This is a genomic window from Oceanobacillus halophilus, from assembly GCF_003628505.1.
GTDB classification, from domain to species: Bacteria; Bacillota; Bacilli; order Bacillales; family Amphibacillaceae; genus Oceanobacillus; species Oceanobacillus halophilus.
Genome location: NZ_RBZP01000024.1, coordinates 14,565 through 27,310 on the forward strand (window position 1 = coordinate 14,565; position 12,746 = coordinate 27,310).

Annotated in this window: 9 protein-coding genes; 1 reads left to right on the forward strand and 8 read right to left on the reverse strand. The window is 35.3% G+C overall.

Translation table 11 applies throughout. The features are described from left to right. Window positions 1-42: 42 nt before the first annotated feature. The 4 genes from dctP to D8M06_RS17695 form a co-directional block, all read right to left on the reverse strand. Window positions 43-1,146 carry a TRAP transporter substrate-binding protein DctP gene (gene dctP, locus D8M06_RS17680; protein WP_121205914.1) on the reverse strand — a complete coding sequence of 368 codons (1,104 nt, stop codon included), beginning with the start codon at window positions 1,144-1,146 and terminating at the stop codon, window positions 43-45. A 90-nt stretch (window positions 1,147-1,236) separates the two neighbouring features. Next, the gene (hisD, locus tag D8M06_RS17685) at window positions 1,237-2,511 is read right to left on the reverse strand and encodes a histidinol dehydrogenase (RefSeq protein ID WP_121205915.1); all 1,275 of its coding nucleotides are present in this window, start codon (window positions 2,509-2,511) and stop codon (window positions 1,237-1,239) included. A gap of 147 nt (window positions 2,512-2,658) precedes the next feature. After that, complete coding sequence (locus D8M06_RS17690) at window positions 2,659-4,110, reverse strand: sigma-54 interaction domain-containing protein (RefSeq protein WP_121205916.1); 1,452 nt, start codon at window positions 4,108-4,110, stop codon at window positions 2,659-2,661. 467 nt (window positions 4,111-4,577) lie between these two features. Beyond that, the gene (locus D8M06_RS17695) at window positions 4,578-5,210 is read right to left on the reverse strand and encodes a hypothetical protein (RefSeq protein WP_121205917.1); all 633 of its coding nucleotides are present in this window, start codon (window positions 5,208-5,210) and stop codon (window positions 4,578-4,580) included. A gap of 347 nt (window positions 5,211-5,557) precedes the next feature. Here D8M06_RS17695 and D8M06_RS17700 point away from each other — a divergent pair, with 347 nt between their 5' ends. After that, a complete protein-coding gene (locus tag D8M06_RS17700) occupies window positions 5,558-6,157 on the forward strand; it encodes a restriction endonuclease (RefSeq protein WP_121205918.1) in 600 nt (199 codons plus the stop codon). A gap of 197 nt (window positions 6,158-6,354) precedes the next feature. Here D8M06_RS17700 and D8M06_RS17705 read toward each other — a convergent pair whose 3' ends face one another. The 4 genes from D8M06_RS17705 to D8M06_RS17720 all read right to left on the reverse strand — a co-directional run bounded on the left by D8M06_RS17705 (window position 6,355) and on the right by D8M06_RS17720 (window position 12,654). Beyond that, complete coding sequence (locus D8M06_RS17705) at window positions 6,355-7,641, reverse strand: hypothetical protein (RefSeq protein WP_121205919.1); 1,287 nt, start codon at window positions 7,639-7,641, stop codon at window positions 6,355-6,357. Between the two features lie 3 nt (window positions 7,642-7,644). Further along, window positions 7,645-10,905, reverse strand: coding sequence for an AAA family ATPase (locus D8M06_RS17710; protein WP_121205920.1), 3,261 nt, complete (start codon window positions 10,903-10,905; stop codon window positions 7,645-7,647). A 143-nt stretch (window positions 10,906-11,048) separates the two neighbouring features. Further along, window positions 11,049-11,807, reverse strand: coding sequence for an SDR family NAD(P)-dependent oxidoreductase (locus D8M06_RS17715; protein WP_121205921.1), 759 nt, complete (start codon window positions 11,805-11,807; stop codon window positions 11,049-11,051). Window positions 11,808-12,126: 319 nt separating this feature from the next. Continuing rightward, a complete protein-coding gene (locus tag D8M06_RS17720; protein WP_121205922.1) occupies window positions 12,127-12,654 on the reverse strand; it encodes a hypothetical protein in 528 nt (175 codons plus the stop codon). Window positions 12,655-12,746: the final 92 nt, after the last annotated feature.

Here is a 12,746-nt window from a genome sequence, read left to right on the forward strand (position 1 = left end):
ATAAACTGCAAACTATCACAATTAAAACCATTTAATTTACAATTATTCCATATCCATGATTTCTTGAGGTAGCTTTCCACCTGATTCCACAATCAAATCTCTCCAAAGAAGTGCAATTTCTTTTCCTGCATGGTCACGACTTTCTAAATCATGTATCCACTTTTCCCAAGTATTATAAATCGCTTGATTAATTTTATTTTGAACTTCTGAATCCAAGGTATCAACTTCTATAAGCTCTCCACCCTTTTCTTCATACTCAGGTAAGATTTCTTCCACTTGTCCTCTGTAAACTTCTGGACCTTCTTGGATCAACTTACTCGCTTCCTTTTTAAATATGTTCTGTACTTCATCAGGAAACGAATTCCACGTTTCTTCTTTCATTGAGAAGAACACTGGAAAGTGTCCTAAACTCAGACCACTAATTGTAAAATCTGTTTGTTCGTCCACTCCATATGGTAGCCAATCAGGGACATTAAGCATAACGCCATCTATCGATCCACGACTTAATCCATCATAGATGTCTGTTGCTGGTAATGCTACTGGCGTAAGTCCTAATTCATTTATAAACATTTCATGTACATTTGAACTTGCTCTTATACGTATAGATTGATTGAAATTATCTAATGTATCCAGCTTCGTTCCCGCCGTAGAAATAACATATGTTTCAGTAGGATGAATAGGCAATACAAACAAATCTTTATCCGAGAATTCTAGCTCATAATATGTTTTTCCATCACTAATTTCAACATCACTTTCAACTAATTTTTGAATAGCTTGAGCCGCTACACGAGCATCTGACTCTAATAATGGCAGTCCTACAACACTTGAATAAGGGAAGCGTTGTGGATCTAGAGTAGGTGAAAGTACCATTTCTATATCTATCGATTGATTGTTTAGTGCCTCCAAAGCCTCATCTGCTTCAAACAGTTCTCCACCAGTAAAAATGTCAAAATTAACTTCGTCTGTTTCCACCATTACTTTTTCTAATAATGGAATGGAAAAAGTTTCTACGGATCCATCTGAATTCGGATAACCTGTGGAAGCTGTATATGATTCTTTACTTCCGCTGACATTTTCACCTGCGTTACCACAGGCTCCCAATAATAAAACAATTGACAAGATGACTAATAAATATATTTTTTTCATAAAAATCCCCCTCTTTATATTAAATACTTTATCATCCTATAGCTAACCGAATTCATAGTTTTATAATTTAATAATAATAACTTACCTTAACTATAGAGATATTTTTCCATTTAATCTAATTTCTGCGGAGCGGCGATGTCCAATCAACCCTTCACGATCAGATTGTCTAATACAATGTGGCGCTAATTGTTGTACACCAGTCTCATCAACTTTCTGGTATGTGACTACTTTGAGGAATGTGCCCACCCATACACCACCTGTATATTTTGCAGCACCTTTTGTTGGTAAAATATGATTTGTACCGCATACTTTGTCTGCAAATACAACAGGTGAATTTCCACCTAGAAAGAGTGAACCATAATTAGTAAATTTATCTTTATGGTCATATACATTTTCAATTTGTACATGTAAGTGTTCTGGTGCAATATCGTTTGTTACTTTAACAGACTCTTCAAGGTTTTCCGTTAATATAATTTGACCTCTTTTACTCCAAGCTGCTCTAGCTACTTCAGCAGTAGAAAGTGTTGTTAATTGATTTTCTATTTCTTCTAAAACGTTATGAGCCAAAGCTTCATTATCAGTTACTAGAACGACATGTGTTTCAATATCATGTTCTGCTTGTGCAAGCAAATCAGTTGCAATAAAATCTACTTTTGCAGATTTATCTGCAACAACTAAAACTTCACTTGGCCCCGCCAGTAAATCAATACCTACAGTACCATTAACTTGTCTTTTGGCTTCTGTAACAAAACGATTTCCTGGTCCACTTATTTTATTTACAGGTTTAATTGTTTCCGTTCCATATGCTAATGCAGCAATTGCTTGTGCACCACCCACTGAATAAATTTCATCCGCACCTGATAAATGTGCAGCACATAAAACAGCGGGGTGTATTACACCGTCCTTGGTAGGCGGAGTAGCTACTCTAATATTAGAAACTCCTGCGGCTTTCGCTGGGATAACCGCCATCTGTGCTGAAGATAACAATGGATATCTTCCACCAGGTACATAAGCACCTACTGATTCAATAGGGATGACTTTTTGCCCCAAATAAACGCCAGGAATCATTTCTTGTTCAAATTCTGTTAATGTTCTTCTCTGCGCTTCTGCAAATGCTTTTATACGTTCAATAGAAAACTTAATATCTTCTAAAAGCGTAGCTGGTATTCCTTTCATTGCTTTCTGGATTTCTTCACTTGAAACACGTAAATCCTGAATTGCAATACCATCAAATTTCTCTGTATACTCTTTTAATGCACTGTCTCCATTTTTACGTACATTATTTATGATAGCACTTACATTTTGTTCTAGATTCCTCCCTTCACTTGCTTGAATTTCTTCCATTTGTTTAATGTATTTCACCATTTGTTCTCCCACCCTCTAATCATAGTTATATTGTCATTATTAACATAGCAAATATCATGCCAATTAACAAAAGTTTGATTTACAAGGTTATATAAGTTCTTTCTATTCATTATTGGGTAATGTAAAGGGAACACACCCAATAATGGGTCAGCGTTTTTGGGTAGATATTCCGTATTTTATGCATTTTCTACTTATTGTACTTTGGCTAGATTGTAATATTTCCGCAACTTTACTAGTTGAATTTATTTTTTCCATATAATGACGAAGTATTTTTTCTTCAAATATATTCATCATTTCGTTTAAGCTCATATTATTTCTAGTATTTAATTGCGACTGTATGTCTAATGATTCTATTAAAGAAATATAATCTTCATCATAATTCTTATTGAATATAAACTTTAAATTAGCATCTATAACTGAATCTTCAGTTACGACTGCTAAGCGTTCTACTGTATTTTCTAATTCCCTTACGTTCCCTGGCCAGCTATAAGACAAGATTGATTCTAACATTTTTGGAGACAAAACTTTATTAAAATTATATTTTTTATTTATCTTTTCAAGAAAATTCATTGTTAAATTTAAAATATCTTCTTTTCTTTCTCTTAGTGGAGGTATATGTATTGGTACTACAGATAACCTATAAAAAAGATCTTCTCTAAATTCTTTTCTTTTGACCATTTCTTCAAGATCTTGATTTGTTGCTGCAATAATACGTATGTCCACATGCTTTAATCTTCTACCACCTACACTTAAAAATGACTTATTTTGTATTACTTGAAGAAGTTTAGTTTGCAGTTCAATAGAAAGTTCACTAATTTCATCTAAGAATATTGTGCCATCGTGGGCAGACTCCAATAAGCCTTTCTGACCTGCAGAAGATGCACCAGTAAATGCACCAGCTTCATAGCCAAATAATTCCGACTCAAAAAGAGAGGGGGGTATTGCTGAACAATTCACTTCGATAAAGGGGGCGTTATTTCTTGTACTTTTATTATGGATTAATTTTGCCATATTTGTTTTTCCTACCCCAGACTCTCCTAATAAAAGAATAGTTGAATCCACTTTAGCGACACGATCTACTAGATTTAAAATATTAATCATTTTTTCACTTTTTACGACAAAACCTTGCCAAGAAGCATCCTTTTCCTTCCTTAGATTTTCTAATTGCAAATTATATTTTTCTATAATTTCCTCCATTTCTTTAATTTTCCTACGTAACATAAATAACTCAGTTATATCACGGGAATTTGAAATTATTCGAACCAAATTACCTTGCTCATTAAATACAGGAACCGAAGTTACATGAAGCCATCTATTATCATGAGTGGACTGAATTAGATTAACTGGTGTACGTTTTTCTATTACCTTTAGAGTTGCTGATGGGTTAAAAAGGTTATTTTTTAGCATCTCTGAAACATTTTTTCCTATCAATTGAGTTTCTTTAATACCGTAATGCTTTTCTGCAATAGGATTGACCATCAAACAAATTCCATTAGCATCCGTTACGAATATTTCGTCTGAATTTAACTGAAATATCATTTTTAGTTCTCTAACTTCTTTTTCCAGTTTGGTAATTTCTCTTTTTAAGATTTCAGTCATTTCAATCTCTCCTATATTAAATCTTATTATTAATCTTATATTAAGATTGTTATACTAAAATTAAGTCTCAGTGACACCCCGAAATCTGTCGAATAAAATGAATCCAATTACATCCCACTTAATTCAAGTCTTTAACAATTACGGTTTCCCATGATTATTGGCAAATAGTAGGATTCATGTAATGAACAAAGGTATCTAATACACCTGTCAAAGAACCGAAGTGACAAGCTTCGCGGTCCATTGTTACAAATTTGGCTAATTGAAATGATGAAGCTGCCCCTCCGGTATAATTTGGAGTTTCTGCAGTAATACAATCACCCCTTCCCAAATTAATCAAACCGCTTAATTTTAGTGGACAGTTAAACTGTTCCTCTATTTCTTCTGATTTAGATTTTGATTTGAACCATATTTATGCTCTCTTTTTGCTCCAAATAGAAAGGAATAAGAGAAAATGTGTTAGCTTGGCTCTATCTTATTCTTCCCCTCCTAGACATATTAGACCCACTCCCACCAAACTTTTCACGACTAGTACGATTTCCATCGCTGTTTGGCGAATAATTATAAGCATATAAATCTGAGTTATAAAAATCTAATTTTCGAAGTTGTTCCGGGCTTTGTTCTACCATTCTATGTTTCGATAAAACCCGATTGTTTTTTCTCTTAACGCTTTTTTGCATTTTTACATTCTCTATCTTTGGTAAGAAAGTTGATTCGTAATATTCGGCAGTTAACCAATTAACTACATTAGCCTTTAGCTGAAATTGAGTAGATTTATAGCAGATAGAGTAGGAATTGCGTTGTTTTCTTATCTGTTTGATAGAGTATATTCTTTCAATTATTAGATCAAATTTATCTCCATTAAATTTAATGTAGGTAATATCTCTTTTCATACTACTTTTCTTATCAATTACTTGTTTTGAAATAGAAAGAACGATTTCTAATTTTTGCCGTGAACTACCTACGTTAAGGGATAAGATATATCTATCACCTTCCACTTTCAGTTGGCTCTTAGATACATTTTGAATTAATATGCGGTGTTTAAAAGCTCCTTGCTCCGTTACTTTTATATTCACCTTTACATTTAATTTATTAGGTTCCATCGTATCAACTTCCTTTTAGGAGATATGATGCTTGTTAATAATTATTATACCAATGAAAGGAATGTAATTGTTTAGAAAATTTTAATTTGGCGCAAAAACCAGAATGATAAAGTAGTCTTCTGCTTTCCCCTTAAAATATATAGTAGATATCTAATGTGATTTCGGTGCTGAAAATGGGGGCATTGACCCTTTTCTTTGATTATTTTTAATTATTTTTTGTTCGATGGATAGCGTGGGATGAGCGGGGAGAAAATTATTTACCAGAAAAAAATTAGGTGTGAAGTGTTTACTTAACTGGTATAAAGGTATCTTTAGATGTACAGATTGGTATTAGGAGGTGTAAAAATATGGAAATATTAGTTTTATTGCTACTTTTAATCATCTGTGGCCTAATATGGTACATAAAGAAACGAAATGAACAAGAAACAGCATTAATTGCTAGAAAAATTGAGACTAGTGTAGAATTAAAGAGAACCATGGCAATGGGATTGTCTTATAGATTTAATTTTCCTAAGGTCAAAAATGAGAAACAAGAAAATGTATATGAAAATTCAACTGACCTTTTTCTCAAACAAATGCCTTTTGATTTCGAAGAATTTGTTGCAGAAATAATAAAGAGCAAATATGGAGGAAGTATTATTACCACTTCGAAGTCAGGCGACTTTGGAGTTGATTTTGAACAGGAAACAGAAGATGGACTTTATTTAGGTCAAGCAAAGGCAAAAAAGCATGATTTAGACTTTAGCCCTATTGCTTTAATTCATTCAAACATGGTTAAACAAGGCGCCAAAGGTGGTTATGTCATTACTACCGCAGACTTTACTCCAGCAGCCAAGAAATATGCAGAAGGCCTAAATATCGAACTTATTAACGGGATACAACTCGTTACGTATTGGCTTGAATCTATGGACTCAAAAGTCTATGAACCTGCTGAGGTGTTTGCGTGATAATTTAAAGACAATGTCAGTCTCCCCGGTTAAGGAGACTGACTGATAAGGTTAACGGACTAATAAAACGATAAACTTCTTCCATCTATCTTTTCCATCCATTAGAATATCGCCAAGTACCAGTACAGCTTCTCAATACAGAATGGAAAAAAGATTCCTTTCCGTCTCATACAATGGGTTAATAGAAGAGGTGCATATCAATAAACCCACCACCCAACCCCATCCCTACCCTCATCAATCCCTAAATCATTCACTCCATCCCTCTCCCCATCCACTCGGCCAGTAAACAACATTCCCTGTACTTCCACTTGCCCTTCCAAATACTCCCCATTCTTATCCTTCACAAGCTTCATATAATCCACCAATTCACGCAATCCAGTAATCGCATATTCCACCCTTGTTGTATGTTTCACTTCACCGATTACTACTTTATGCAATGCACCGGTCATCTTGTCGTAGACTTCTACTAAGATATCCGGTCTTCCGCTCCAATACGTCTTCGTATCAAAACTTTGGTGAAACAACCCTTTGGCTATCCTATCCGCTTCTGCCATTGCATTTAATTGACGGGTAATAAATGGGTGCTCTTTCTCTCTCACTTCATCCGTGGAAATGTTAAATTTAATTTGGTTGGAACCTGTAGAATCATGATAAACCTGATATAAATACTTCTCATCATTCCACCTTGCAACCAGATTATTTCTTCCATCCATTAATTGAAACTCGGCATTCTGAGCATTTTCTTCTATTATTTTCACTACCCAATATAACTCAAATAGCACATCCTCCTTTGGATAAACAAATGTCTCTCTTAGTAACGTGTATACTTCCTGTTCATCGATTTCTCCGGATAGAAGTTTTCGATATTGTTGGAGGATAGACGCGGCTGTGCGATATAATGGGTTTCGATGTTTCAACGTATCCAATATCATTCGGTCCGTGACGCGGCCTTTTTCTGTTCGTACCCGTGACAAGTAAATATTTTTATGAAGCATATTGCTAACAATACTTTTTAGTCGGCTCCACTCCTTAAACCAGGTATATTTTTCGAGATGCGTACTATCTATTTCTTCAAATAATATAGCATATAAGGTTTGTATTACTTCTAGCAGCACAAGGTTTTCTTTGATTGCATATTCCCGGTTTCGTTCATTGACAGAAAAAATCGTTTTATCCCTTGCACTCATTCGATGCCGGTCGTTCATTGTCTTATTCCAATTAATCTGTCCTTTAATTTGTCCATGGTAGGTTTCCTGTTTAACTGTGGTAGAGGTCTTAAAACGTCTGATTAATCTCGGCAATTCGCGAACAAACTGCTTCACTTCTTCCTTTAATAGAAAGTGAATTTTCAACAGTTGCTCCATTTGAGATATGGGAAGATCGGTCTTTTTTAGAAAAGAATTAATACCTAGCTTGCCAGATTTTAGATAAATGACTAAAAAATCACTGATTTCTTCTAATAATTCTTCTTCACTTCTTTTCATAAGCTACCCCTTTAAATGAAAGAAATCTTGAGCAAATACTAGTAATCGTTCCTTTTCGACGACTGGAGATTGACTAACCCTCTCAATAAATTCAAGGATTTCGTTATCCATTAATCCTTCAAATTGCGGGAGTACATATAAGATAATTGCGGATGTAAAATCTGCGTCAACTGCTGTATATTTTGCTAGATCCTCTACAATGGCTGGACCAATTGGACGGTATTGATTAATTTGTCTCCAAATAAAAGCCAGTTCCTCCGCAAACGCATAATCTTCTATCTTCCATTTTTCGAGAAATTCTTGTATCAGCGTCTCATCAATTTTTCTCGGCACACCAACTGGTATAAAAGCAAACCTTCTCATAAAGGCATAACTCATTTCATAAAGCGAAGCCTTATCCAGTGTGTTCATCGTACCAATCAGCCGCCAGTCATTGGGGATGATATACTCATAATCATTCGGTATCACTTTTTCCTCAGCAACTTGTGGGCGTAGTAAAAGGGATTGTCCACTTTCTGATTGAAAATTCAAGGTAATGGCATCTCCTGTTAACGCAGAGAACAAAGAACCAAATGCTTTGTCAATATCAGCCCGGTTCATTTCATCGATAATCAGCCATTTATTAATCGGTCTATTCGTATGGGCATCCTTAAAACAATCCAGGAAAAGACCAGGATTAAAAGATAAAGTTCCATCACTTTTCGGTCGGTATCCACCAATTGTTTCATATGTCGACCAATCTGATGTGGCCGTAGCCATTTTAAATTCGGCATCCAAAGACTGACAAATTTCTTTTGCCAACTTCGACTTTCCTGTTCCAGGTGGTCCCGTAAGAATAATGTGTTTTCCATTTACTAGGGCTGTCTTTACTTGTCTAAGCAGGGAATTTTTTTCTTCAAAATATAAACTTTCGATATCGATTTCCTGATTAAAATCAATGGTTGGTATATCAACCTCATTTTCTGTCGCGACTGGCTGTTCCAGAGACAGGATTGTTTCAAACTCTATCTTCGTTAATTCAAACAAACTGCCTTGCGCACCATTCTTGATGGGAGAACTGTCCTGCAGTTCCTCTACTTCAGCAATAACTTCCCAGCTGATTGGTGTAATATCTTCCACGTACCGGAAAGAAACACCTTCTGCTAATTCCGCAAATCCCTCTTCTTCCACTAGGTGCATCCCTTCTACTACTTCTCCTTGAGCCACGATTTCCTTTCTTGGGGTGGATTCATAGAATAGGATCTTATCACCTGGGTTGGCATTCTCAAATGCTCCAAATATTCTCCGCTTATTCCCTTTTTCATTATAAGCTGTATAATTCACCGCTCCCCCGTCTTTTATTTCATCTACACTCCAGATGGATGGGTTGGCGGTTAGCCAGAAGTAATTTGTATCGTCTTCCTCTGTTGGTATGTAAGTTCTTGGTTCCGTAAATATTTTATTTCTTTTATCCGGATCAAAAACTGCTTCTTCTAATTCTTCTATATTGAATTTTCTATAGGGGGATCTAGTATACCCTTGGAATCTTTGATTAATAAATTCCAACGTATCTTCAAAAACATCTTGTAAATGTTTACTAGATTGAAACTCCTTAAACGGAATCTGCACAAGAGCAACAGGCAACTCCCCCTCTTTAGTCGTAAATAGTTGTCTATCATAAGAAGTATTTTTTATCTTATCCTCTAGTAATGATATCTGGACTTGCGATTCACCTCTAGCACTTCCACGGAACCCCAATATTAACCAATTGCAGAAATCAATATGAAATCTCTTTCCAGCTGGAAAGGTAACTGCAACCCTTGGATCTCCCGCTTCCGTAATACCAAGTTTTATTAATGTCTGGTGAATATAATCAAATGCCCATTTCGCCTCTTCCGCTGTATCGAAAATCCCAGAGAATGTGTCTGACAACGCGTTAATTGGACTATTTTCAAAACCCGTTTGATTATCCTTGATAAATTGCGGCAATACTTCAGTCATTTTGTCTTTCAGCTTCTGGTAAGTGAATTGCTTTGGATTTTGCAAGGAATCAATATTTTCTTCTCCTCTCTTGGGATGCTCCGTACCATAAACCAAACCATACTTCACATTATTCTCATCAACTAATAGAAATAACTGAGCGGCTTCCTTATGCGACTCCTTATCAGCAGGATATACTGCAAGCCAACTTTCAGAATTACCAAAGTTCTGATTCCAATCAAAGCCGTTTAATACACGTCCTTCTTGTAAATGGAGGTCAGTTATAGCCTCTAAATCTCGTATAGCCTGATGAATCGTGCCGAGCTGATGTTTTACTTTATCTTTTATGTAATCATAATATATCGAGAAAAATATCCTGAAATTGTTCCAGGACCGTAAGACATTTTTTTCATTTTCTTGTTTAACTTCCTCTTTAATGTTTTCAATATCTTTTAGCTCTAAGTCATTTCCCTGTACAATCTGCTTTAAGATGTAATATCGTATTTTGTTTACTTTTTCAGAATTCCGATATGCTTCCTTTCTCTTTTCTAAATGCTCTTGGTCCAGTTGTTTAATTGCATCTAAGAAAACCTGATCATTTTCCTGGAATGTAGCTAATTCCTTTGCAACGGAACAGATATAATCCACCGCAGCTTCTACCTTTGGTTGATCGTATCGAGTTAAACAAAAGAAAAAGTCCTGAACGTCTAACATGTTTACGGTATGACCTTGTTGATTGAGGTACTTAGATACAGTTAGACAGATATCATAATAATCCTGATAATTTTTACTCACAGAACCCAATTTCGTCTGAATCCCTAAGATTTTCTTTATATCCTTATATACTTCTTCCTTATAAAGAGGAAATGTTTTATAATCATAAGCTGCAAGAAGGTACCCGAATAGAGGTGCTCCTAACTTAATGTTCGCATTACTTTGCTTTGCATGGTTTCGAAATGTCTCTATTTTATCTTGTATGGAGCTATCATTATCCTTATATAATTCATTTAATAAACTAGCTACCTCTTCTGGTTGAGCATTCGTGTAGTCTAGTAAATCACTAGTATTACTCCAATGTACAAAACTTCCCTCTTGCGGATTACTATCCCTGATTTTTTGGATAATCTCAACTATCTTTTCTGTCTTTATTTCTAAGTGTTGTAGATAATGATTTAGTTCTGATAAAATTTCCATTTTATATGCTTCATCATATGTATTGGTTTTCTTAAATTCTTGATAACGGAGAAATGCCATGTCTAGGTAGTGATCTTTAAATACAAGTTTTTCTATATATTCTTGGTTCATTTTTTTCACCTCGCTGTATTTAATGTGAACTTATTCGCGTGAAATAAACATTCTCTCCATACTGGAATGATATACAGTCTTATGCTCATGCAAAAAAAGCCAATCTCATTCAAAAGACTGGCTCTTTTTCTATAATTTACTTCTTATTTCACTATCCAACCACCATCAACAGGTACAATCGCTCCATGCATAAACGAAGAATCTTCACTAGCCAAGAATAATGCAACATTAGCGATTTCCTCTGCTTGACCATATCTGCCTGCCGGAACAGAATTTACCGCTTCCATCACGTCAGCCGAACCTTCTTCAAAGATTTGTTTCGTCATACCTGTTTCAACCGCTCCAGGTGCAATAGCATTTGCTTTTATCCCTTTTGGACCATAATCAAATGAAAGTTGTTTTGTATACCCAGCAATACCATGTTTAGCTGCAGTATACGCTGCACCACCGCCTCCTGCTACAAATGCAGCAATAGAAGCAATATTTATAACGGTACCTTGTCCCTTTTCAATCATTTGGGGAAGTACAGCATTCGTCACGTAGTAAACACCTTTCAGATTGATGTTAATAATTTTATCCCAAAGATCTTCGGGTGTTTCTAGTGTGGGAGCATATCCATCTAGAATTCCAGCTGTATTACTTAAAATATCAATTTTTCCATACTGTTGTAATCCTTTGTTAACTGCCGCTTCTACACTGGATTTATTGGACACATCTATCTCTACTTCAAGTGCATCTCCGCCTGCCGATTTAATTTGTTCTACAACTTTTTTTACTCCTTCAACATTTATATCAGCAGCTATTACTTTTGCACCTTCTTTTGCAAAAAGTCTAGCTTGCGCTTCCCCCATTCCAGAACCCGCACCTGTTATAAACGCAACTTTGTTATGTAATTTCGCCATTTTTATTCTCCTTTGTTCATTTATTTAAAACGCTTACATTACCAATTTTAACAGTTATTTCTAGATATGTTAAACTTTTGAGTTATTGGATTTAATAGAGTATTTAGTAAATCATAGTTAACTGGAAGCGTTAGGCTAGAGGATCAGTCTCCAGACGCCTTTCCTCAAGAGTCATATTCACTAATAATATAAAAATACTTTTTATCTACAACAGCATATTCTGCAAATCCACCATCACAGATAATCCAAAGAACCCAGAAATTGAAGAGTATCCTCTCTCCCCAACTTAATCTACGAACACATAGCACGGAAAAGGTGGTCAGTCCCCTACTTCTCGGGTACTTACTACCACTTTCTTTCCCTTTTTGTACGAGTAGATGTAAGAAATTCCCCTGATATAACTCATATTCGAGCTGTATTTAACTCCTGAACCACTTGCGCCTTCGTAATCCAAGTAATCAACGGGTAAGTTAAAACCGGATGAATCCAGAATTCGGATACGATTAAACAAACGATTTTCAACAATCGGGAAAGAAAATTGATTAGCAAATATGCATTGAAACATTTTCTTTAAAAATTCTACTGCTTTAGAATTAAAACGTTGGTTAAGGCCTTCCGAAGTTAGTTCTACGTCAAAGGTTGAACAAAGTTGGGCACAGAGTTCAACCAGACTTTTCTTCCCAAAGGACTCCCCTAAGCAAGAACAAAGTAAAAAGAAATATTCCGGCTTAAGTTTAGTTTTCCTTTTCATAAAGCCTGTTTCTTGGGCCCACTCCTCTATTTGTTTTCTCGTAAAATTAGATTGTAATTCCTTGAATAGTATTTGAAATTCTTTATCTAGTTGCATGGTTGTAAAAAAATATTCCTCTCAGTAGTTTTATACCGAAAGAAGTATATCCATAATTTGGTAATGATGTCATCGAAAATGCTTAACTTGAT

Excerpts from the sequence above, each read along its gene's own strand:
- D8M06_RS17695 (WP_121205917.1), bottom strand. The coding sequence starts at position 5,210 with ATGGAACCTAATAAATTAAATGTAAAGGTGAATATAAAAGTAACGGAG.
- D8M06_RS17720 (WP_121205922.1), bottom strand. The coding sequence starts at position 12,654 with ATGCAACTAGATAAAGAATTTCAAATACTATTCAAGGAATTACAATCT.
- hisD (WP_121205915.1), bottom strand. The coding sequence starts at position 2,511 with ATGGTGAAATACATTAAACAAATGGAAGAAATTCAAGCAAGTGAAGGG.
- D8M06_RS17690 (WP_121205916.1), bottom strand. The coding sequence starts at position 4,110 with ATGACTGAAATCTTAAAAAGAGAAATTACCAAACTGGAAAAAGAAGTT.
- D8M06_RS17705 (WP_121205919.1), bottom strand. The coding sequence starts at position 7,641 with ATGAAAAGAAGTGAAGAAGAATTATTAGAAGAAATCAGTGATTTTTTA.
- D8M06_RS17710 (WP_121205920.1), bottom strand. The coding sequence starts at position 10,905 with ATGAACCAAGAATATATAGAAAAACTTGTATTTAAAGATCACTACCTA.
- dctP (WP_121205914.1), bottom strand. The coding sequence starts at position 1,146 with ATGAAAAAAATATATTTATTAGTCATCTTGTCAATTGTTTTATTATTG.
- D8M06_RS17700 (WP_121205918.1), top strand. The coding sequence starts at position 5,558 with ATGGAAATATTAGTTTTATTGCTACTTTTAATCATCTGTGGCCTAATA.
- D8M06_RS17715 (WP_121205921.1), bottom strand. The coding sequence starts at position 11,807 with ATGGCGAAATTACATAACAAAGTTGCGTTTATAACAGGTGCGGGTTCT.